The sequence below is a fragment of the Arthrobacter sp. Leaf141 genome (assembly GCF_001424565.1).
Taxonomy (GTDB): Bacteria; Actinomycetota; Actinomycetes; order Actinomycetales; family Micrococcaceae; genus Arthrobacter.
Genome location: NZ_LMOL01000002.1, coordinates 58,483 through 79,967, shown reverse-complemented (window position 1 = coordinate 79,967; position 21,485 = coordinate 58,483). Strand labels below are relative to the sequence as shown.

The following is a 21,485-nucleotide window of genomic DNA, read 5'->3' as shown; positions in this document are numbered from 1 at the left end:
CTGTATTGCCAGGGCCGCACTCTCGTCCGGTTGGGATGGCATGGTGCGCGCTACTTTCAGCAGGCCACGGCGGGGCCGGGTCCGGTGGTTGGTGATCTGATCCATCTTAGTTCGCCGTGCGGCACCGGTGCGCACGGGCCGGGTGCCAGGTCCCGCCCAAACTTCGCCTGACGTTCATGTGCCCCGCAACGCCACGGCTCCCTGGCCCCCGTAGCGTGACAAATATCCGAGCACCACCACCACCGCCAGCAGTGAGGATCGCCATGATCACCAGCCAGCAGCCCGTTGTCCTGACCAGCAGCAGCATCGAAGCCGGCGACGAGGAGACCGTCGAAGCCAACGTGGGTCTGGTGGATGCCATGCATGAGGCGCTCCTCCACACCGCCGAGATGTCACCCGTGGCGGTCCGCAGCTACTACGTGGACTTCTACCTGACGCAGGCGCTTGAGGGCGGCTTCGCGCAGTACGTCTTTATGGCGATCGACCGGGAGGACACCGACACGCTGATCCGCGAAGGCATGGCCGGCATGGGCGCCACCGCCCACCTGGCGCTGTTCAACCGAACAGCCGGTTTCTTCGACAACCTCTCCGGCACTGACCGCGAGCATTACCTGGATGGCGGGACTGAGGACTCCGATCTGACGCCCGACGCCGTCCTCCGGATGGAAGAGCTCGACGGCGAGTTCGAGGAGCTGCTGGAACACGAAAACATCACCGCCCTGAACGCGGCCTGGCTGCGCGGCCAGGCCGACCTTCTTGTCCTGGCCGACGACGAGGTGGACGCCCACATCGACCGCCTCGTGGCGCTTGTGCCGGACCTGGCCGAACGCCAGGCACAGGCCGACGCCGACGAGCTGGCTGACGCTCCGGACTTCGAAGTGATCATCCGGGAACTGTGCGAGGTGGCAGGGTTTGCGCTCATAACGATCACCATGGGCGACCCGAACTACCTGCACCACGGGATCAAGACGCTGGCCTGGCACTTCAGCACCGACCACGGCGACTTCCTGATGGTCGAGGAGGACGACGAGGCGTTCATGATCAATCCCGAAACCCAGGAGATCGTGGCGGCCGTGGAGTTCGCCGAGGCCGACATGGTGGACGCGTAGCCAACCGGCTGCTCCCTGAAGGGACCGCCGGGCCGCCTTTTCCGGGGCGGCCCGGCAGTCCTGCCTAAGCCAGCTGCACCCGGCTGACGGTCACGCCACCCTCAAACACCAGCCGGAACCCTGCCGCGCCGACGGCTGGTCCCTGCCCCAGCGGAATCCGCAGGACACCAGTGAACGCGGCGTCCACGTGACCGGTTCCCGCGGTGTTCCACGTACCTGCGGGGCCGGGAACCTGGACCCGCACGGTGGCCCGGGCTGCCGGGCCGGACGGGGTGCAGGACACCACGTCCAGCAGCACGGATTGCGCCCCGGCGGCAGCCTGGCCGGCAGCCGCTTCGGTCGAAAAACCCCGGTAAACGGACCAGGCCGGCTGCCCGCATCCTGCGGGAGCGATTGCGGTGCCGGCCAGCGGCGTCTCCGGGACCAGGGCCAGGTTCCCGCAGGCGTCGAAGGTCTCCGCCCGGAACCACGCGCCGCGGCTGCGGCCCGGCGTGGGGCTGCCGGCCACCTCAAGCGTCACCGCCAGCGGCAGGTCCGCAGCGGAGGCGCCGGCCAGGAGCAGGTAGCTGCCCGGCTCCACCACCAGGCGCCCGGCAGCCACGTTGAAGGTGGCCAGGCGTTCCAGGGGAACCCGGATAACGGCCGTGGCGGAGCCACCCGCGGGAATGTCCACCCGCTCATGGCCCACCAGGAGCCGGCGCGGGAACCCGGACGGGTGGCCCGGCGCCGAGGCGTACACCTGGACCAGTTCCTGCGCCGGCCGCAGACCGGCGTTATGGACCTCGATGGTGAGCTCCGCGGTGTCGGCGCGGTCCGGGGTCCCGCCGGACAATTCCCGCAGGGCAACGGAGCCGTACCGCACCTCGCCGTAGGTCAGGCCGTGACCCAGCGGATAGAGGGGCTCGGCGCTGCTGTAGAGGTAGGTGGACTGCGAGGTGATGATGTCGTAATCCAGGATGTCCGGCAGGTCCTCGTCGCGGCCGAACCAGGTCTGCGGCAGCCGGCCGGTGGGCCCGGAGTCCCCGCTGAGGATCTCCGCCACACCGTGGCCCAGTTCCTGGCCGCCATGCGAGGTCCAGGCGACGGCGGGGGTGTCGGCCAGCCCGCCCAGCGCGTAGGGGTAGGAGGACACGATGACCAGGACGGTGCGCGGATTTGCCTCGCGGACAATCCGGATGAGCTCCTGGTCGGCCAGCGGAAGGTCCAGCGACGTGCGGTCCAGCGTTTCCCGGCCACCCAGGTGGGGATCGTTGCCCACCACCACAATGGCCGTGTGGGCCTGGGCCGCCGCGCTCCGGGCAGCTTCGTGCCCGGAGCTGAGGACGCGGAGAACAAAGGAATCGGCCAGGCCGTAGTCCGGGACCAGCGCCGCGCTGCCCGTACCTGCCTCGATCCGCAGCCATTTTCCGCTCCCCACATGCTGCAGGGCAGCTGTGCCGTCGGCGGCGTAGGCGGCCCGGAACGTCTCCTGGACCACCCAGCCGCCCACCCGGTCCGCCGCTGCCCGAAGGTAGCCGTCCCCGGTATCCGTGACGAATTTTCCGGTCTGCACCAGCCGCAGCGTCAGTTCGCCCGAGCCCCAGTCCTTCAGGTCGAACGAATGCTCCGGACCGGGCGCCCCGGCACGGGCGGTAAGCACCGCCCCGCCGCTGCCGCCCAGGTAGCCTCCGGTCCGCACGCACCGGAAGGCAACAACGTCGGTCCCCTCCTCAGCGGTAACGGAACCGGGATAGCGGTGGCCCAGGCCTTCGGCGATGCTGACAGCATCCTGCAACGTTCCGCTGTACCAGTCGCTGAGGACCCGCGAACCCAGCGCGCCGATCACCGCGATGGACCCGGCCGGGTCACCCAGCGGCAGCAGCCGGTCCGCTGATCCGGCCGCGGGTTCATTGCGAAGCACCACCACCGCCTTCGCGGCGGCCTCCGTGGCCAGGGCAACATGGGCCGGTGTGCCAATGGCCTCGGGCCCGATCGAAGCATACGGATCGCGTTCCGGCGCGAACTCGCCGGTCCTGGCCCGGAGGGTGAGGAGTCGCAGCAGCGCGGCGTCCACGGCCGCTTCATCGATCAGACCCTTCGCCAGGGCCCCGTTGAGGTACGCGATGGAGGGGCCGGGGTTGTCACCGTCGTCAGTAAAGCTGTCGACGCCGGCGTGGAGGGCTGCGGCGTACGCGGCAGGGCCGTCGTCGAAATACTTTTCCGCCCGGAACAGCGAACCGGGCGCGCCGGCGTCTGTCACCACGGTGATCCCTTCCCCGTTGCGCCACTGCCTCAGGTGCTCCCGGACCAGGTCGGACACGTGCGCAGGCCGGCCGTTGACCAGGTTGTAGGAGAGCATCACGGCACCGGCCACCCCATCCTCGATGGGGCCGCGATAGGCGGGCAGCTCGTACTCGTGGAGCACCCGGGGGCTGAGGTTGCTGGAGGTGACGTTCCGGTCCCGCTCATTGTTGTAGCCCAGGAAATGCTTCAGCGTGGGCACCGTGAGCCACGTGTGGGGGTCCCGGCCCTTCATGCCGCGGCAGAATGCCCCGGCCAGCTCCGCCGTGAGGTGCGGGTCCTCGGAAAAGCCTTCCTCGTTCCGGCCCCACAGCGGGTGGCGAAGGGGGTTCACCACCGGCGCCCAGGCGTTCAGGCTGACTGACGGATCAGTGGCTTTTTTGCCGCGCAGTTCGTGGCCGGTGGCCTCGCCCAGGCGCTCGATCAGGTCCGGGTCCCAGGTAGCCGCCATGCCCACCGGCTGCGGAAAAACGGTGGCCGGTCCCAGCCACGCAACACCGTGGGCGGCCTCGGCTCCGGTGTGGAACGGCGCCAGGCCAAGGCTGTCAACGGCCGGCGAATGCTGGTGCAGCATCGCCACCTTCTGCGCCAGTGTCAGCGCCGCCAGGATGGCAGTCGGTGACCCGGCGGCCGCAGCCTCCACCGTCGGCTCGGGCCCCTGCGGTGGGGTGGGCGCCGGAACGTTGATGTCCACGGCGGGGGAGGCGGCTTGCTGGTGGGGCACTGGAATCCTATCGGCTGGTTATCGAATCGCTTATACAAAATCCGGCAAAATCCAGTGTTGCACTGGTGCTTGTGAGTCGCAACACATTTATCCCTTGCCGCGAAGGTGGGTGGTGGCCTACGCTAAACGCAGTCGAATCGATTCGATGAATCGCTTGAAGCTTTGTCTAAATGACTTCCACGAAGGAGTGCTGGTTATGCGCAGTTCCCATGTTGATCCCGCAACGGGCCACCCACGAAAAACAGCCGGTCAGTTGCTCGGTGAGGCTGCATCCCCTGCTGTAAACCGCCGGTCATTCCTGGGGATCCTCAGCGGCGCAGTGTTCCTGGCTGCGGCCCCCGCGGCGCTCACCGCGTGCTCCGGCACCGCCGCACCGCAGGCCACCTCCTCCGGCAGCCTGGCTGAAACCGTGGCCAAGCTGGTCCCGGCCTACAAGCCGCTGGAGCTGCTGAAACCGGACATCGCCTCCGTGAACGGGTCCACCCCCGGCTTCACCAGCGTCCCGGCGTCGCTGGTGAAGTCCGTGGCCAAAACCCCGGGCAGCGGCGGAACCTACACCGCCATGACCCCCGCCTGGTGGGCCGTGCCGCCGGCGCTTCCGGAGAACGGCTACTACAAGGCGGTCAATGAGAAGCTCGGCGCCACCGTCAACTTCCAGGTGAACGACGGCAACGCCTACGCGGACAAGGTGCAGACCGTCCTGGCTTCGCCCAAGGACGTGCCGGACTGGATGGTTATCCCGGCCTGGAACCTGCCGCCCCGCTTCGGCCAGGCCGCCGCCGGCGTTTTCCAGGACCTGTCGCAGTTCCTGGCCGGCGACAAGGTCAACAAGTACCCCAACCTCGCCAACATCCCCACCGCGGCCTGGAAGATGGGGTGCTTCGAAGGTGGCCTCTACGGCCTGCCGTACCCCGGCGCGCTCATCTCCGATGCCCTCTTCTACCGCGCGGACCTCTTCAAGCAGCTCGGTGTGGAACCGCCCAAGTCGGCCGACGACTTCCGCGAGGTGGCCAAGGAACTCACCGACGAATCCAAGAACCGCTGGGGCTCCGAGGACGTCTGGACCGGTGCCCAGATCATGCACGGTGTGGTCCCCAAGTGGAAAAAAGTGGGCGGCACGCTGCAGAACAAGTTCGAAACGGACGAGTACCGGGCGGCCCTCGAGTGGACCGCCAAGCTGTTCGCGGACGGCTCCGTCCACCCGGACGCCGTGGCAGGCAACGCCCAGCAGGCCAAGCAGCGTTTCGAATCCGGTGCCACCCTGATGGCATCCGACGGCATGGGCGGCTGGCACGAGGCCCTGGCCCGGGTCCTGCCCACCAACCCGTCCTTCGACCAGCAGCCCATGGACTACTTCGCCCCGGACGGCGGCAAGCCCACGCTGTTCCGCGCGCAGCCGGCCGCAATCTTCAGCTTCATCAAAAAGGCGGACGCCGCAAAGGTGGAGGAGATGCTGGCCCTGGCCAACTTCATGGCCGCCCCGTTCGGCACCGAGGAACACGTCCTGATCAACAACGGCGTGGAAGGGGTGCACTTCACCCGCGACGCCCAGGGCGTGCCCAAGGCCACCGACAAAGGCAGCACCGAGGTCACCAGCACCTACGCGTTCCTGGTTAGCCCCCCGGTGGTCAACTCCATGGTCCAGTACCCCGGGCTGGTGCAGGCACAGTCCGGCTGGGAAGCCCGGCAGGCCCCCAACGTGGTGAAGGATGTCTTCTTCGGCGTCCAGATCCAGGAGCCGGCCAAGTACGGTTCCCTCGGCAAGCCGTTCGATGACCTGGCCAAGGACATCATCCGCGGCCGCAAAACCATGAAGGACCTGGACAGCGAACTCGCGTCCTGGAAGAGCAAGGGTGGCGACGAACTCCGCGACTTCTACGCCGGATTCCTGGCATAGCCGTGGCACGCACGGGCACAGGGACGGAAAGCGGCGCAGCAGCCACCCCGGCGCAGGAGGCGGGCCTGCGTCCGGCGGCGGCCGGGACAGCAGCCGCCGGGGAGCGGCCGACGGCGGCGCCACCGGCCGTGCCGGGCCCCGGCAGCGGGCGGGCCGGGGGAGCCGTGGCCGGGACAGCAGCCGCCGGATCCCCCGGCGCGGGCGCCAAGGGAACAGGCACCAACAAAACGGGTCCTACAAAAACGGGCCCTACAAAAACAGGCCCCGCAAAAACAGGCGACGGGACCAGGCCGAGGGCCAACTTGCGGCTGCGGTTCAAACGGGACCGCTCCCTGGTGCTGATGGCACTGCCCGCGGTGCTTCTGCTGGCGGTCTTCGCCTACCTGCCCATGCTGGGCAACGTGGTGGCGTTCCAGGATTACTCCCCGTACGTGGGCATCCCGGACAGCCCCTGGGTGGGACTGGAAAACTTCACCCGAGTCCTGGCCGACGCCGACTTCTGGCACGCCGTCCGGAACACCCTGGTGATCACGGCCTTCCAGCTGGTGTTCTTTTTCCCCATCCCCATTGCCCTGGCCATGCTGCTGAACTCCCTGGTCAACCCGCGCCTGCGGTCAGTGATCCAGGCCGTGGTGTACCTGCCGCACTTCTTCTCCTGGGTCCTGGTGGTGTCCGTTTTCCAGCAGATCTTCGGCGGCGCCGGGCTGCTTAACCAGTCTCTCCGAGCCAACGGCTGGCCGGCGGTGGACATCATGACCAACCCGGACACGTTCCTGTTCCTATTGACCTCCCAGGCTGTCTGGAAGGACGCCGGCTGGGGCATCATCGTGTTCCTGGCGGCCCTGAGTGCCATCGACCCGGCCCAGTACGAGGCCGCTGCCGTGGATGGCGCCGGCCGGTGGAAGCGGATGTGGCACGTCACCCTGCCGGGCCTGCGCAGCGTCATTGTGCTGCTGCTGATCCTGCGCCTCGGTGATTCCCTGACCGTGGGGTTCGAACAGATGATCCTGCAACGCGATGCCGTAGGCGCAGGGGCGTCCGAGGTCCTGGACACGTTTGTCTATTACACCGGCGTGCAGAACGGCGACTGGAGCTACGCGGCCGCTGCCGGGCTGATCAAGGGCCTGGTGAGCCTGGCCCTGATCCTGACAGCCAACAAAATTGCCCACATCTTCGGTGAGAGCGGTGTCTACTCCAAATGAGCATCCTGACCAGCAAAACCCCCGTCTCCGCCCGGCCCGGCAAACCCGCCCGTCCGCCGCGGATCAAGCCTGAACGGCCCGTCTGGGACGAAGAGCCCGGCGCCGGGGCGAAGATCGGCAAAGTGGTGGTGCTCGCCGTGGTGGTCCTGGCAGTGCTGGGGCCGCTCTACACCATTGTCCTGACCAGCATTTCCTCCCAAGGCACCATCACCAGGGCCGGCGGGCTGGTCCTGGTCCCGGGCGAGATCTCCTTCGCCGCCTACCAGCAGATCCTCAGCGGCGGGGTGGTCACCCGTGCGGTGCTGGTCAGTGTGGGCATCACGGCAACCGGCACCGCGCTCAGCATGCTGGTGTCGATCCTCTGCGCCTACGGGCTGTCCCGGCCGGGATCGTTTGCCCACACGCCCATCCTGTTCACGCTGCTCATCACCATGTTCTTCAGTGCCGGCATCATTCCCGCCTACCTGCTGGTGTCCGGGCTGGGCATGATCAACACGTACTGGGCGCTGATCCTGCCGGGCTGCATCTCGGTGTTCAACATCATCATCCTGCGCGGATTCTTTATGGGGATCGACCGCGGCATCCTGGACAGTGCCCGGATCGATGGGGCCAGCGAATGGCGCACCCTGACGCAGATCGTGCTGCCCATGTCCAAGGCCGTGACGGCCGTGATCGCACTGTTTTACGGCGTGGGCTACTGGAACGCCTTCTTCAACGCCATCCTCTACATCAACGACAGCTCCATGAACCCGCTCCAGGTGGTGCTGCGTTCCTACGTGCTCCAGGGTGTCTCGGTGCCCGGCCAGGTGGATGTGGGCTCCGGCGCGGCGGCCGGTCCCGCGCTGCAGATGGCCGTCATTGTGCTGGCCATGGTGCCCATCCTGATTGTGTACCCCTTTGTGCAGAAGCACTTCACCAAGGGCGTGATGATCGGCGCGGTCAAGGGATGACGGCCCCGGGACAACGGCCAGGACAACGGCCGGAACCAGCTAGTCCGCTAACGGGCCGGCGAGGTGGTCTCGCCCTCCGACAGGGTGGGGGCGATCAGCCGCAGCTCTGCGGGTTTGGCCAGGCTGAGCCGGTCCATCACCATCTCCACGGCGGCCCGGCCGATGTCCATGGCCGGGATGGACACGGCCGTCCAGGGATGGACGGCTGCCGCGGCCACGTCAGCCGGCGCGATCACCGCCACCGAGATGTTGTCAGGGATAGCCAGGCCGCGGGCCGCGAGGTTCTCGCGGAGGATGGGAAGCAGGCCCTCGTTGTGGACCAGCAGCGCGGTGGCAGGATGCGGTGCGGCGAAGATCTTGTCGAGTGCCTTGGCCAGGTCCTTCGAATTGGCCTCGCAGGCCACGGCCAGGTCCTGGATCTCAAGGGAGCGGCACGCATCCTCGAAGCCCGCCAGGGCCCGGTCCGCATAGGTGGCATGCCGGCGGAGCGACGCCGGCGGCGAACCGATGAACGCGATGCTCCGGTGGCCCAGCTCCGCCAGGTGCCGGACCGCTGTGCGGGACGCCCCGGCAAAGTCGAAGTCCACGCAGCTCAGGCCGCGCGGATCGTCAGGCATCCCGATCAGGACCGCCGGCTTCTGCAGCCTCGCCAGCAGCGGGATGCGCGGATCCCTGGCCTCGATGTCCATCATCACCAGGCCATCCACCATGGACTGCGATGTCACCCGTTCGATGCTGCCGGCGTCGTCCTGCGTCAGCAGCAGGACGTCCTGGTTGTGGGTCCGGGCGGTGGTGACCACGGCGGTCACGAACTGCATCACCACGCCCACGTTCACATCCGCCCGCAGGGGGACCACCAGGCCCAGGACATTGGACCTGCTGGACGCCAGCGCGCGGGCACTGGACCGGGGGCTGTATTTCAGCCGCCGCATCGCTGCTTCGACTACATCACGGGTCTCCTGCGAGATGGGACGGTTGCCGCTCATCACGTAGGACACGGTACTCGTGGACACGCCGGCTTCTTTGGCCACGTCACTGATGGTGGCCGCCGTTGAAGCCTTTCGATTGCTCATACCCCCCATTTAACCAAGGAATCCCATGCAACTTCGCAGCCACGGCCTGAGCAGCATCACGGACCGCACCGGCCTGCTGTTCGGAGCCGACTACAACCCCGAACAGTGGCCGGAGGAGAGCTGGCCGGAGGACATCCGGCTGATGCAGGAAGCCGGGATCAACCTGGTCACCGTGGGCGTCTTCAGCTGGGCGCGGCTGCAGCCCACCGAACACACCTGGGACTTCGGCTGGCTGGACCGCATCCTGGATCTGCTGCACCAGGGCAACATCAACGTGTGCCTTGCCACGCCCACCGCCTCCCCGCCGCCGTGGCTGGGCCACCGCCACCCAGGAACGCTGCCCACGGATGAGTCAGGCGCCACCCTCTGGTACGGCTCGCGCAACCAGTTCTCGCCGTCGTCGGCCGAATACCGCAGCGCCGCCCTGAAGGTCACGGCCGCGCTCGCCGCCCGCTACGGCAGCCATCCCGCAGTGGCCATGTGGCACGTGGGCAACGAACTGGGACAGATCAGCTACGACGACGAAACCGCCGCAGCCTTCCAGGACTGGCTCAGCCGCCGCTACGGTTCGCTGGCAGAACTGAACACCGCCTGGGGCACCACGTTCTGGAGCCAGGGGTACAGCGGGTGGGACGAGATCCTGCCGCCGCGCACCGCCCCCTACCTGCACAACCCCACCCAGCTCCTGGATTTCCGGCGCTTCACCTCCGACGCGCTGCTCAGCCTGTTCACAGCGGAAAGGGACGTGATCCGCAGCCAGTCACCCCTGGTGCCCATCACCACCAACCTGATGGGATTCTTCCGCGGCGCCGACTACTTCAGCTTCGCCGCTGAAGCCGACTTTGTGGGCAACAACTGGTACACGGACCCGGCGCAGCCCCACACCTGGGAACTCGGCGCCCTGACGCACGATCTCTGCCGCGGACTGGCCGGCGGGAACCCGTGGCTGCTGATGGAATCCGCCACCTCCGCCGTCAACTGGCGGCCGCACAACACGGCCAAGGACCCGGGCGCGCTCAGGGTCGACTCGTATTCCGCCCTGGCCCGGGGATCGGACGGGATCTGTTTCTTCCAGTTCCGCCAGTCCGCCTTTGGCGCCGAACGCTTCCACTCCGCCGTGGTGCCCCTGGCCGGCGCCGACACCCGCGTATTCCGCGAGGTGGCAGCCCTGGGCTCCGGCCTCCAGGAGCTCCGCTTCCTGGCCGGCGAACCCGCACCCGCGCCGATCGCCATCCTGTTTGACTGGGACAGCTGGTGGGCGGCGGAAGCACCGGACCGCCCGTCGGACCGGCTGGCCGTACTGGACCAGCTGCAGGCCTACCACCGGCAGCTCCTGCGCCGGGGCCTTTCCGCCGAAGTGGTGCACCCCGGCACCGACCTGGACCGGTTCAACCTGGTCCTGGTTCCCAGCCTTTTCCTTCTGCGCGACGAGCACGCCGCCCGCCTGGCCGGCTGGGTGGAGCGGGGCGGCAGCGCCGTGGTGGGCCCGTTCAGCGGTGTGGCGGACGGCAACGGCCACCTCCGCCAGGGCCGGTTCCCGTCGGTGCTGGCCGGAATGCTGGGGGCCAGCGGCGAGGAATGGCGCCCACTGGCAGGCCCGGTGGGACTGGACTTCGGTGCGGCACCGGCCGCGGGAACACCCGGCTCCGCCCCCGCTGGACCTGAGCTGTCCGAATCCGGGCCGGCTGGCCTGGCCGCGGCCAGCTGGTCCGAGGACCTGCGCCTGGACGCGCCGGGAGCCACCGCCGTGGCCACCTTCACGGAAGGAGCCCTGGCCGGAAAACCCGCGGTGGTCCGCAACAGCCACGGCCGCGGCACCGCCTGGTACGCCGGGGCGGACCTGCCGGACGCCGCCCTGGCGCTCCTGGTGGGGGACGCGCTTGCTGCCGCCGGCCTGGCCTCACCGGTGGTTGGCGAACTGCCCTCCGACGTCGAACTTGCCACCCGCGGAACCTGCCATTTCCTGCTGAACCACAGCCCGGAACCGCGCGCCGTGCACCTCACGGAACAATCCGTGGACGTGCTCACGGGCGCCGCGCACGGCCCCCACCTGGTCCTGGAGCCCTACGGCGCCCTGGTCCTCAAAGCCACCCCCGCCCCCACTGAGAACGGACACTGACCTCCATGAAATTCACTGACGGCTACTGGCTGTACCGCAAGGGCTACTCAGCGCTGCACCCCCGCGACGTCGCCGAAGTGGTGGCCGGCGACGGGACCCTCACGGTTTACGCCCCCACCAAACGCATCGCCTCCCGCGGTGACGCCCTGAACCTGCCCCAGCTCACGGTGACGTTCGAGGCGCCGATGCCGGACGTGATCGGGGTGACCATCGAGCACCACCAGGGCGGCCTGGACCGCGGACCCCACTTCGGCGTCAACCGCACCGGCGCGGCCCCGGAACTGTCCACGGCGGACAGCGACGGCACGGCCAGCATCACATCCGGCGGCCTGACGGCACGGATCAGCACGTCCGGGGACTGGGGGGTCGAATTCCTGGGCGACGGCAGGCTGCTCACCGGTTCCACCGCGCGCAGCGTTGGGGTCATTACGGACGACGCCGGGCGCAGCTTTGTGCACGAACAGCTCAGCCTCGGCGTGGGCACCAATGTCTACGGCCTGGGGGAGCGGTTCGGCGCCTTTGTGAAAAACGGGCAGTCGGTGGACATCTGGAACGAGGACGGCGGCACCTCCAGCGACCTCGCCTACAAAAACGTGCCGTTCTTCATCACCAACGACGGCTACGGCGTGTTTGTGAACCACCCCGAGAAGGTTTCCTTCGAGGTGGGATCCGAGGTGGTGTCCCGGACCCAGTTCAGCGTCGAGGGCCAGCGGCTGCAGTACTTTGTGATCCACGGCCCCTCGCCCAAGGACATCATCCGGCGGTACACGGAGCTCACGGGCCGGCCGGCCCGGATCCCCGCCTGGTCCTACGGGCTGTGGCTGTCCACCTCCTTCACCACCGACTACGACGAAAAGACCGTCACTTCCTTCATCGACGGCATGGCCGAGCGGAACCTGCCGCTGTCCGTGTTCCACTTCGACTGCCACTGGATGCGCTCCTTCCACTGGAGCGACTTCATCTGGGACCCGGCCACCTTCCCGGACCCCGAGGGCATGCTGGCCCGGCTGCACGAACGCGGCCTGAAGGTCTGCGTGTGGATCAACCCCTACATCGCCCAGCGTTCGTACCTGTTCAAGGAAGGCCTGGAACGGGGCTACCTGGTGAAAAGGCCTGACGGGTCCGTGTGGCAGTGGGACATGTGGCAGGCAGGAATGGGCCTGGTGGACTTCACCAACCCGGACGCCGTGCTCTGGTACCAGGACAAACTCCGCGGACTGCTGGGCCAGGGCGTGGATTCCTTCAAGACCGACTTCGGCGAGCGCATCCCCACGGACGTGGCCTGGCATGACGGGTCCGATCCGGAACGGATGCACAACTACTACTCCCAGCTCTACAACCGGACGGTGTTCGACCTGCTGGCCAAGGAGCTCGGGGAAGGCCAGGCCGTGGTCTTTGCCCGGTCCGCCACCGCCGGCGGGCAGACCATGCCGGTGCACTGGGGCGGCGACTGCGAATCGACGTTTGCCGCCATGGCCGAATCGCTGCGCGGCGGACTGTCCCTGGCGGCGTCCGGCTTCTCGTTCTGGAGCCACGACATCGGCGGCTTCGAAGGCACCCCTGAGCCGGAGATCTTCAAGCGCTGGATCGCCTTCGGCCTGCTCTCCTCACACTCGAGGCTGCACGGCTCCAACTCGTACCGTGTTCCGTGGCTGGTGGATGAGGAGTCCGTGGATGTGCTGCGGCATTTCACCGAACAGAAGATGCGGCTGATGCCCTACCTGCAGACAGCGGCGGAAGAGGCCTACACCCAGGGCATCCCCCTGATGCGTCCGCTCTTTATGGAGTTCCCCGGCGATCCGGGCTGCGCGCACCTGGACCGGCAGTACATGCTGGGCCCGGACCTTCTGGTGGCACCTGTCATGGACCCCTCAGGGACCGTGTCCTTCTACCTTCCTGAAGGAACCTGGACGCACCTGGAAACCGGCGAGCAGCTGGCCGGCCCGCGCTGGCACCGCAAGGAGTACACGGTGATGCAGGCCGCCACGTGGGTCCGGGAAGGCGCGGTGCTGCCGCTGGGCACGGTCTCGGACCGGCCGGACTACGACTGGGCCACGGACATGGTGTTCAAGGCGTTCAATGCTGCTGACGGATCCCGCCGGATCGCCGTGCCGTCCCCGGACGGCACCAGCACGCAGTTCGAGGTCACTGTCAGCAGCGGTGCCGTGGCGGCCCGGGTGGTCTGAGGCCCATAATCCCCGGCGCACAAAAGCCCGCCTCCCGGATTGGGAGGCGGGCTTTTGGTCCGGGGGCAGGAGATGCCTGTCCTGCGTCAGCCGGCCCGGCTGCCTGCCGGCTCCACGTGCCGCGGCCCGCCGATCCGGGCGTGCGGTGTTTCCCAGGACGCCAGTGTGGCCCGGACATCGGGGCGCCGCTCGGCGGCCAGCGCCTCCGCATAGGCCCGGTCCAGCACGTCTCTGATGAGTACCTTTTCCTGCCGGCCGGCAGACTGCACTGAAGCTTCCACCATGGCAAGGCTGAGCACGTTGGAGTGCACCTCCCCGGACGGAACCGTCCCGGTCCGCAGGGCGGACACAAATTCCACCAGCGCGCCGGAAATCTCCTCGGCATGGCTGGCCGGCTCCAGCGCAACCGGACCGGATAAGGCGGCCACCAGCGGTTCGCCGGCACCGTCCCACAGGGCAGTGCCACCGGCGCCGTTGACGCGCCAGGCACCGTTCCAGGAGGTCTCCAGCCCGTCGGCGCACCAGCTGCCCGTGTAGGTGTACCGGGTACCGCCGCTCATCTGGAAGACGGCGGTGGCTGCCGCGTTCCCGTTGTACCAGCTCCAGGCGGGGTTGAACTCCTCGCAGTAGACGGAGACGGGGTCCTGGTCCAGGAGGAAGCGGACGGCGTCGAACTGGTGGATGGCCATGTCCACCAGCAGCACGTGCGCCATTTCCTCGCGGAAGCCGCCGAAGTGCGGGGCCTTGAAGAATTCGGTGGTGACCACGCCAATGCCGCCCAGCTGGCCGGCAGCCGCTTTGAGCTGGGTGAGGCCGTGGAAGTACCGGCGGGACTGGCTGATCATCAGCAGCTGCCCGCTGGCTTCCGCGGCCGCCGCCAGGGACAGGCCCTCGGCCACTGTAGGGGCCACCGGCTTCTCACACAGCACGGGCAGGCCGGCGAACAGTGCCTCCACGTTCACGGGATGATGGGCGGCCGGGACGGTGACGTTCACAACTGCTTCGGCGCCGGTGGAAGCGGCAACCTGGGCAACGCTGGTGCCCAGGACCAGCCCTGCCAGGCCGGCGTCCTGCACCGCGGCCCGGGCGGTGGCCAGGTCCAGGTCCACCAGGCCCACCAGTTCCACGTCCGGGTTGGCCTGCAGGGCGGCGATCCAGGCCCTGCCCATGCCGCCGGCGCCCACCTGGACCACCTTGAGCGGCGTCGCCCGGGGGAGGACCGCGAAGTCAGGTTCGAAGGCGCTCAATTGTGCATCGCCCCCTGGTAGCCGTGGCCCGAGTAGAAGTCCTCGGTTTCGTACCGCAGCAGCACCGGATCGGTGCGTTCGGGCCGGAGCGTCCTGGCCCAGCTGACCCCGTTGGCGATCACCCGCCGGACGTCCTTGTGGTGGTACACGGGGTAGTCCTGGTCGCCCGGGCTGAAGAAGAAGATCCTGCCGTAACCGCGTTTGAAGGTGCAGCCGCTGCGGAACGCTTCGCCGCCACTGAAGGTGCTCAGGAACACCAGCTCGTCGGGGACCGGGATGTCGAAGAACTCGCCGTACATTTCCTGGGCCGGGATGATGAACGGGTGCGGGATGCCCTGTGCGATGGGGTGCGTGGGGTCCACGGTCCAGACGATTTCGCGGTCCTGCCCGGAGCGCCAACGCAGCGTGCAGGAGGTGCCCATCAGCTTGCCGAAGATCTTGGACCAGTGCCCCGAGTGCAGGACCAGCAGGCCCATGCCGGCCAGCACATGCCGGTGCACGCGCTCCACCACCTCATCCGAGACTTCGCCGTGGGCGGCGTGGCCCCACCAGACCAGCACGTCGGTGTCCCGCAGGACTTCCTCGGTAAGGCCGTGCTCGGGCTCGGCCAGGGTGGTGGTGCGGACCCTGGCGTTGGCGCCGAGGTTCTCCTCGATGCCTTCGCGGATGGTGGTGTGCATGCCGGCGGGATAGATGGCGGCGACGTGCGGCTGTTCCTGTTCGTGGCGGTTTTCGCCCCAGACAAGGACCCTGACGGGCTCGGTGGTGTGCGTCATTCGTTTTCCTAACTGGTTGGATCTGCCCGTGCGGGCGATGGTTATTTGACGGCTCCGCCGGTGGCGCCGGCCGCAATGTATTTCTGGGCCAGGATCAGCAGGGCGATCGCCGGCAGGGAGGACAGGACGGCGGTGGCCATCACGGCGCTCCAGTTGGAGACCTGTGTCCCCAGGTACTGGTAGATGCCAAGGGTCACCGGCCGCACCTCATCCGTGGTGGTCAGGGTCAGGGCAAAGAGGAAGTCGCTCCAGGAGAACAGGAACGCGAAGAGCCCTGCGGTGATGAGCGAGTTCCTGCTGATGGGCAGCACAATCGAGACGAACGAGCGCACCAGCCCCGCGCCGTCCACCCGGGCCGCCTCCACGATGGAGGTGGGAATGCCCGTCATAAAAGCCCGCATGATGAGGATGACAAACGGGATGGCGTGGGTGGAGTCCGCCAGAATGAGGCCCGGAATGCTGTTAAGCAGGCCCAGGTCGTTGTACGCCGTGTACAGGGCGTTGGCGATCACGATCCCCGGGATCATCTGGGACACCAGGATGGCCAGCAGGGCCAGGTTGACCCACTTGTAGCGGAACTGGGCCAGCGCGTAGGCGGCCGGTGCCGCCACTGCCAGGCTGAACACCACCGTTCCCAGGGACACGGCAAGGCTGGTCAGCAGGTTGGGGCCCTGCTCGGCGATGGCGCGGGCATACCCGTCGAAGCTGGGGTTCCACGGGAAAAAGCCGGCGGTCAGGGTGTTGCCGGAGGGCTGCAGGGAGGCGTTCACCATCCAGTACACGGGAAACAGCATTACGGCCAGGAAAACGATGCCCAGGCCCGTGTACCCGGCGTTCCGCAGCTCGGTTTTTGGGGTGCCGGTGCGTCCGGTGCCGGTTGTCCGGGTCCGGGCTCGGGTCCGGGTGGCTGTGGGGTCCATGGTGGTCATGGCGGCCTCCTTACTCGTCCACCGCGCGCCGGTTGGCGCGCAGGTAGATCACGGCGAACACCAGCGAAATCAGGATCAGGATGTTGCTGAACGCTGCACCCACCCCGAATTCGAAGTTGGTGAACGACTCCTGGTAGGAGCGGATGGACAGGGTCTGGGTGGCATTGGCGGGACCGCCGTTGGTCAGGCCCAGGATGATGTCCAGGACCTTGATGGTGTAGACCACGCCGAGCACCAGCACCACGCTGACCACGGGCTGCAGGTTGGGCCAGGTGATATGCCGGAACGCCCGCCAGCCCGTGGCGCCGTCCAGCGCCGCGGCTTCGTACAGTTCATCGGGGATGTCCTGCAGGCCGCCATAGATGATGGTCACGTTGAACGGGATGCCCACCCAGATATTCACCATCACGACGGCGATCAGTGCCACCGTTGGGCTGGTCAGCCAGGGCACGGGCTGGGAAATGATGCCCAGGCTGGTGAGGAACTGGTTGAGGATGCCGCTGTCCTGGTCCAGGATGGAGCGCCAGGTGGCGCTGCTGACGATCAAAGGCAGCAGCCAGGGCAGCAGCAGCATGGCACGCAGGAAGTTGCTCAGCGGGAAGCGCCGCCGGAAGAAGCAGGCCAGCGCCAGGCCGATCACAAACTGTCCCGCGATGGAGCCGATGGTGAACAGTGCCGTGTTGACCATGGCCGGACCGAACAGGTTGCTGTTCACCACGGTGGCGTAGTTGGCCAGCCCCACCCAGGGGGCCTCGCCGGTGAAGAACGTCTTGGTGGTGTAGTCCTGCAGGCTCATGGTGATGTTCTTAACCACCGGGTAGCCGAAGAACAGCACCAGAAACAGGCCTGCCGGTGCCACGAACAGCAGCCGGGTCACGGCTTCGCGGGTCACCTTCCTGCCCCGGGGCGCGACGGCGTTCGTTGCCCCGGGCTCCCGTGCGGCGGCGCCCTCAGCCACCCCGGGACGTTCCGGATGCACCCCCACCCCGCCTTCCGCCGTCGTGCCCTGCACATCCTGCGTGCGGTTCATGGCCGTTACCCCGCCGAGGCCTGTTTGAAGGCGTCGGCAGGGCTGGCCTTGCCGGTCAGTGCGAGCTGGATGGCGTCGTAGATGACGGTGGCGGCCTCCGGCCAGGCCTCGCCGAGTTTGCCGGTCCGGGAGCGGGCCGTAGCCACCTGTTCGGTGAAACTGGCCATTTCCGGGACCCGCGACACGTACTCCCCGGCCAGCGCCGTCCTGGTGGGCACAGTGAAGCGGGCCTCCGCCAGGGCGAGCTGGTTTTCGTCGCTGCTGATGCATTCGACGAACTCCGCCGCCTTGGCCTGCTTGGCCTTGTTGCCTGTCTCAGGCACGGTCCAGACTTCGCCGCCCAGCGGCGCCACGGATTCCTGGCCGGCTTCGCGCACGGGGATCTTAACGGAGTCCCAGGCGAGGTCCGGGCTCTTGCGCAGCGCGGGGATCTGCCAGGGGCCGTTGACCATCATGGCGGCCTTGCCGGCCACAAACTGGTCCTTGACGTCCGCCTGTGACCAGTTGATCACGGATGCGGAGGCGGAGCCGCCGGTCACCAGGTCCTGCCAGAGCGAGAGGGCCTGGGACACCTTGGGGCTGGTCAGGTCCGTCTCGTCGCCGCCGTTGGACCACATGAACGGCAGGAACTGCCAGCTTCCCTCATAGGTGGCGATGCCGGAGAACGCGACGCCGTAGCGGTCGCCTTCGGTGAGTTTGGCCGCCGCAGCCTTCAGTTCCTCCCAGGTGGTGGGCGGCTGAACGCCGGCAGCCTGCAGCAGGTCCTTGTTGTAGTAGATGCCCAGGGTGTTGACCGTGGGGGCGAGGCCATAGACCTCACCCTCGTAGGTGGCAGCTTCGAGGATGCCGTCGGCAAAGCCGGACGTGTCCACGTTGTAGGTGCTGAGCGGGGAGAGGCCGCCGGTGGCCGCAATTTCCTGGACGTCCGGGTTATCCAGCATCAGCACGTCCGGGAGCGTTTTCGAGGATGCACGCTGCAGCACCTTCTGGATCAGGTCCTTGCCGGGCACGGTCTCGCGGTTGATGCTCACCCCGAGGTCCGCAGCGCAGCGGTCCAGGGCCGCCTGGACCAGGGACTTGTCCGGGTCGTTGTTGTAGTAGTCAACAATGCTGAGGCTGTCCACGTCACCGCCGTCGCCGGCCCCGCCTCCGCTGCTGCAGCCGGCCAGGGCGAGCGGTGCCAGGGCTGCAAGGGCGGTGAGCGAGGCTATCCTGCGGGGTGTTTTCATGGGTGGCTCCTTTGCCGGTTCACGGGATCGTCACAGCTTCAGTAAAGCGCTTAACCGATGGTTCGACCCGCGGTGGGCCGGGGTTTGGGTGGAAGGCTTTAGAAGAGTCTGGGGCCGTCCGCCCGGCCTTGTCAAGGAAAAAGTTAACCGCTTTACTGGAAGGGTGCCGCCGGCACGTCCCGTCGTGTGTTCCCCGGGATTTCCCTCCGAAAGGATCTGCCGTGGTCACCATGCAGGACGTTGCACGCCATGCGAACGTCTCGATCGCCACGGTGTCGTTCACCATCAACAACACCAAACCCGTCTCGGCCAGGACCCGGGAAAAAGTGGAAGCCGCCATGCGGGAACTGGGCTTCCGGCGCAACGCCGTGGGACGTGCCCTGGCCAGCAAACGCACGCGGATCATTGCGCTGCTGTTCCCGGCCCTGCAGCATTCCATGAGCGGCACGGTGATCCAGTTCTTCACCAGCGCTGCGGCCACGGCCAGGGAACTGGGGTACAACCTGGTGCTGTGGCCCATCAGCAACGAGGCCGGCCAGGCCACCGAACTGACGGCCAACGGGCTGGTGGACGGGGTGCTCCTGATGGAGGTTGAACTGGACGATCCGCGGGTGCAGGAACTGCAGGAATCCGGCACGCCGTTTGCGCTCATCGGCCGCACCAGGGCGCCGGAGGAGCTCACCTACGTGGACATCAACTTTGAGGAAACCCTGGTGGCTGCGGTGCAGCACCTGACGGCCCTGGGCCACCGGAACATTGCCCTGCTGGATGACGCCATCGGCAGCCGCAGCCTTGCCGCCTTCGGTCCCGTCAGCCGCTCGCGGGACAGCTTCGAGGCGGAAATGCGGCGCCAGGACCTGGTGCCCACGGCCTTCACGTGCGAGGCGAACCCGGCCGCCGGTAAAGCGGCCGCCGCGGAAATCCTGGCGGCCTACCCGGGGGTTACGGCGCTGATCGTCCAGAACGAGCAGGCCGCGCCGGGCCTGGCCAGCGGGCTGCGGCGCGCCGGCCGGCGGATTCCCCAGGACCTGTCCGTGCTGTCCGTGGCATCCTCGGCGGAGATGGCTGCCATGGTGGACCCGGAACTGACTGTGCTGACCTCCCCGGGACACGAACTTGGCCGCATGGGGGTGGCGGCCCTGATTGACCAGCTGGAAGGCAGGGCCACGTCGCTGCGGCAGGAGCTGGTGATGTGCCGGCTGGAAGGCGGCGGGTCAACAGGTCCAGTCCCCGCGCAGGAAGGGCCCGCGCAGGAGGAGGCCGTGGAGTAAGGCGCGTTTCCGCAGGGCTCGGCGCTCAGGCGTTCGACGGCGGTGCGGCCAGGGTGCGGAATTCCGCCACCAGTGCGGGGTCCTCGCAGGCCCTGGCAAAGGCTTCGATGCGGCGCTCGATTTCCCGGCCCAGCAGCCAGGTGCCGATCCGCTCCATCACCGGCCGCAACAGTGGTGGGCGGCAGGAAAAGGTGTACTTCCACACGGCCCTGGTGCCGCCGTCGTGCGCGGTGAAACGCCAGCCGCCGCCGAACGTGCCGAAGAACCACGGCCCGGAGACCATTGTCATGCCCACATTCCGGGGCGGGGCGTAGGAAACGTACTCGCTGACCATGCCAAGACCCAGCCGGGAGCGGGTTTTGGTCTGCACGCCCTTGCCCGCCGCCGTGGCGCCGGCCAGGAACCCCTGCCCGGAGATAAACGGGTCCCATTTCAGCCGGAAGGCGCCGGTGGTCTGCGAAAAGGCGAAGACAGTCGCGGGATCGAGGCGGATGAGTCGTTCGGCGCGTACCTGGGGCATGGTTCCAGCCTAGCGAAAGGGGATCCTGGGGCTACTTCTCCATTTTGGCGAGCCGCGCCCGGACCACCATGTAGACGCCATAGCAGATGAGGCCTGCGCCTACCGCAGCGAGCAGGTAAACCCCGAATGGCTGGTCGCGGAGGGCGCGGAGGCCGCCGTCCAGGCCGGTGGATTCCTCCGGGTGTGCCCGCAGCGTGGCGATGGCGATCAGCATCCCGGTCAGCAGCAGGACCGTGCCCTTGGCCACATAACCGGCCACGCCCAGCACCGTCACGGCGGTGCGTGCCGTGTGCGAGGACGGCATCAGCAGCTGCTTTTCGAACGATTTACGCAAGCCGCGGATGGCGTACACCACGCCCGTGACGGCGATGCCCACACCCACCAGCACCAGCAGTGCCACACCGCCCGGAGCCTTCATCACGGCGATGGTCAGGTCCGTGGCGGTCTTTTTGTTATCGCCGCCGGAGCCCGATCCCATGGCGAAGGACATCAGGGTCAGGGCGAGACCCGTGAAGACCACTGCCTGCGCCGCTGCCTTGGCCTTCTTGCCGGCTTTGTCCTTGGCGGGAAGGTGGTTGTAGTCGAAAATCGCGTCGCTGACCTGCCACAGCGCCAGCGCCGCGCAGGCGGCGAAGCTGGCCCACAACAGGAACGGGCCGGCCGGCTGGGCCGAGAGTTCCTCAACGGCGCCGCTGAAGTCGGCGCTGCCGGAGCCGCCCATGGCAAGCCTGATGGCGATCAGGCCAACCAGCAGGTGCAGCACGCCGCTGGCGGCGAAGCCCGCGCGTGCCAGCAGTTCCAGCGACCGCGAGTTGGTGACAGTCTCTGCGGTGTCAGCTGCCTGTTTAAGTTCTTTTTTGATGGCTGTTCCTCCGTGCGAGCGCTGTGTGGCGCTAAGTTTTCCCCCACACAGATGCAATCGTGCCACGCCGGCGGTGCGCGG

Annotated in this window: 16 protein-coding genes; 7 read left to right on the top strand and 9 right to left on the bottom strand. The window is 67.6% G+C overall.

Annotated features, from left to right (window positions below; translation table 11 throughout):
* Positions 1-263 precede the first annotated feature (263 nt).
* A complete protein-coding gene (locus tag ASF72_RS00635) occupies positions 264-1,109 on the top strand; it encodes a DMP19 family protein (RefSeq protein WP_056595613.1) in 846 nt (281 codons plus the stop codon).
* Between the two features lie 64 nt (positions 1,110-1,173).
* Here the strand turns inward: ASF72_RS00635 and ASF72_RS00630 are convergent, their stop codons facing one another.
* Positions 1,174-4,113 (bottom strand): glycoside hydrolase family 3 C-terminal domain-containing protein, encoded by a 2,940-nt coding sequence (locus ASF72_RS00630; RefSeq protein WP_056595610.1) that lies wholly within the window; start codon positions 4,111-4,113, stop codon positions 1,174-1,176.
* Positions 4,114-4,309: 196 nt separating this feature from the next.
* Between ASF72_RS00630 and ASF72_RS00625 the strand changes: the two genes are divergently transcribed.
* The 3 genes from ASF72_RS00625 (at position 4,310) to ASF72_RS00615 (ending at position 8,162) form a co-directional block, all read left to right on the top strand.
* Positions 4,310-6,010 (top strand): extracellular solute-binding protein, encoded by a 1,701-nt coding sequence (locus ASF72_RS00625; RefSeq protein ID WP_082483867.1) that lies wholly within the window; start codon positions 4,310-4,312, stop codon positions 6,008-6,010.
* 302 nt (positions 6,011-6,312) lie between these two features.
* Complete coding sequence (locus ASF72_RS00620) at positions 6,313-7,212, top strand: ABC transporter permease (RefSeq protein ID WP_056595834.1); 900 nt, start codon at positions 6,313-6,315, stop codon at positions 7,210-7,212.
* On the top strand, positions 7,209-8,162 hold the full coding sequence (locus ASF72_RS00615) for a carbohydrate ABC transporter permease (protein WP_050686371.1): 954 nt from the start codon (positions 7,209-7,211) through the stop codon (positions 8,160-8,162). The genes ASF72_RS00620 and ASF72_RS00615 overlap by 4 nt, the downstream gene beginning before the upstream one ends.
* A 47-nt stretch (positions 8,163-8,209) precedes the next feature.
* Here ASF72_RS00615 and ASF72_RS00610 read toward each other — a convergent pair whose 3' ends face one another.
* The gene (locus tag ASF72_RS00610; RefSeq protein ID WP_050686373.1) at positions 8,210-9,235 is read right to left on the bottom strand and encodes a LacI family DNA-binding transcriptional regulator; all 1,026 of its coding nucleotides are present in this window, start codon (positions 9,233-9,235) and stop codon (positions 8,210-8,212) included.
* 25 nt (positions 9,236-9,260) lie between these two features.
* Here ASF72_RS00610 and ASF72_RS00605 point away from each other — a divergent pair, with 25 nt between their 5' ends.
* Positions 9,261-11,354: a beta-galactosidase gene (locus ASF72_RS00605; protein WP_050686375.1), complete on the top strand. Its 2,094-nt coding sequence runs from the start codon at positions 9,261-9,263 to the stop codon at positions 11,352-11,354.
* Positions 11,355-11,359: 5 nt separating this feature from the next.
* Positions 11,360-13,540 carry an alpha-xylosidase gene (gene yicI / locus ASF72_RS00600; protein ID WP_056595604.1) on the top strand — a complete coding sequence of 727 codons (2,181 nt, stop codon included), beginning with the start codon at positions 11,360-11,362 and terminating at the stop codon, positions 13,538-13,540.
* Between the two features lie 86 nt (positions 13,541-13,626).
* Here the strand turns inward: yicI and ASF72_RS00595 are convergent, their stop codons facing one another.
* Genes ASF72_RS00595 through ASF72_RS00575 form a run of 5 tightly spaced genes read right to left on the bottom strand, consistent with a single transcriptional unit; the run spans position 13,627 to position 18,751 of the window.
* Positions 13,627-14,787, bottom strand: coding sequence for a Gfo/Idh/MocA family protein (locus ASF72_RS00595; RefSeq protein WP_056595601.1), 1,161 nt, complete (start codon positions 14,785-14,787; stop codon positions 13,627-13,629).
* Entirely contained in the window at positions 14,784-15,563 is a 780-nt protein-coding gene (locus tag ASF72_RS00590) for a ThuA domain-containing protein (protein WP_056595599.1), read from the bottom strand. The genes ASF72_RS00595 and ASF72_RS00590 overlap by 4 nt, the downstream gene beginning before the upstream one ends.
* Positions 15,564-15,604: 41 nt before the next feature.
* On the bottom strand, positions 15,605-16,492 hold the full coding sequence (locus ASF72_RS00585) for a carbohydrate ABC transporter permease (RefSeq protein WP_442854141.1): 888 nt from the start codon (positions 16,490-16,492) through the stop codon (positions 15,605-15,607).
* A gap of 10 nt (positions 16,493-16,502) precedes the next feature.
* The gene (locus tag ASF72_RS00580; RefSeq protein WP_082483864.1) at positions 16,503-17,522 is read right to left on the bottom strand and encodes a carbohydrate ABC transporter permease; all 1,020 of its coding nucleotides are present in this window, start codon (positions 17,520-17,522) and stop codon (positions 16,503-16,505) included.
* A 5-nt stretch (positions 17,523-17,527) separates the two neighbouring features.
* Positions 17,528-18,751 carry a sugar ABC transporter substrate-binding protein gene (locus ASF72_RS00575; RefSeq protein ID WP_050686381.1) on the bottom strand — a complete coding sequence of 408 codons (1,224 nt, stop codon included), beginning with the start codon at positions 18,749-18,751 and terminating at the stop codon, positions 17,528-17,530.
* A gap of 230 nt (positions 18,752-18,981) precedes the next feature.
* Here ASF72_RS00575 and ASF72_RS00570 point away from each other — a divergent pair, with 230 nt between their 5' ends.
* Complete coding sequence (locus ASF72_RS00570; RefSeq protein ID WP_235504632.1) at positions 18,982-20,022, top strand: LacI family DNA-binding transcriptional regulator; 1,041 nt, start codon at positions 18,982-18,984, stop codon at positions 20,020-20,022.
* Between the two features lie 25 nt (positions 20,023-20,047).
* Here ASF72_RS00570 and ASF72_RS00565 read toward each other — a convergent pair whose 3' ends face one another.
* Both ASF72_RS00565 and ASF72_RS00560 read right to left on the bottom strand, forming a co-directional pair.
* Positions 20,048-20,542, bottom strand: a complete 495-nt coding sequence (locus tag ASF72_RS00565) for an SRPBCC family protein (RefSeq protein ID WP_056595595.1) — start codon at positions 20,540-20,542, stop codon at positions 20,048-20,050.
* A 31-nt stretch (positions 20,543-20,573) separates the two neighbouring features.
* Positions 20,574-21,461 carry a DUF1206 domain-containing protein gene (locus ASF72_RS00560; protein ID WP_327019583.1) on the bottom strand — a complete coding sequence of 296 codons (888 nt, stop codon included), beginning with the start codon at positions 21,459-21,461 and terminating at the stop codon, positions 20,574-20,576.
* Positions 21,462-21,485: the final 24 nt, after the last annotated feature.

Bases quoted from the DNA above. Each gene is read 5' to 3' on its own strand.
- ASF72_RS00565 (WP_056595595.1), bottom strand. From the start codon at position 20,542: ATGCCCCAGGTACGCGCCGAACGACTCATCCGCCTCGATCCCGCGACT.
- ASF72_RS00605 (WP_050686375.1), top strand. From the start codon at position 9,261: ATGCAACTTCGCAGCCACGGCCTGAGCAGCATCACGGACCGCACCGGC.
- yicI (WP_056595604.1), top strand. From the start codon at position 11,360: ATGAAATTCACTGACGGCTACTGGCTGTACCGCAAGGGCTACTCAGCG.
- ASF72_RS00635 (WP_056595613.1), top strand. From the start codon at position 264: ATGATCACCAGCCAGCAGCCCGTTGTCCTGACCAGCAGCAGCATCGAA.
- ASF72_RS00615 (WP_050686371.1), top strand. From the start codon at position 7,209: ATGAGCATCCTGACCAGCAAAACCCCCGTCTCCGCCCGGCCCGGCAAA.
- ASF72_RS00590 (WP_056595599.1), bottom strand. From the start codon at position 15,563: ATGACGCACACCACCGAGCCCGTCAGGGTCCTTGTCTGGGGCGAAAAC.
- ASF72_RS00625 (WP_082483867.1), top strand. From the start codon at position 4,310: ATGCGCAGTTCCCATGTTGATCCCGCAACGGGCCACCCACGAAAAACA.
- ASF72_RS00585 (WP_442854141.1), bottom strand. From the start codon at position 16,492: ATGACCACCATGGACCCCACAGCCACCCGGACCCGAGCCCGGACCCGG.
- ASF72_RS00570 (WP_235504632.1), top strand. From the start codon at position 18,982: ATGCAGGACGTTGCACGCCATGCGAACGTCTCGATCGCCACGGTGTCG.
- ASF72_RS00580 (WP_082483864.1), bottom strand. From the start codon at position 17,522: ATGAACCGCACGCAGGATGTGCAGGGCACGACGGCGGAAGGCGGGGTG.
- ASF72_RS00575 (WP_050686381.1), bottom strand. From the start codon at position 18,751: ATGAAAACACCCCGCAGGATAGCCTCGCTCACCGCCCTTGCAGCCCTG.
- ASF72_RS00610 (WP_050686373.1), bottom strand. From the start codon at position 9,235: ATGAGCAATCGAAAGGCTTCAACGGCGGCCACCATCAGTGACGTGGCC.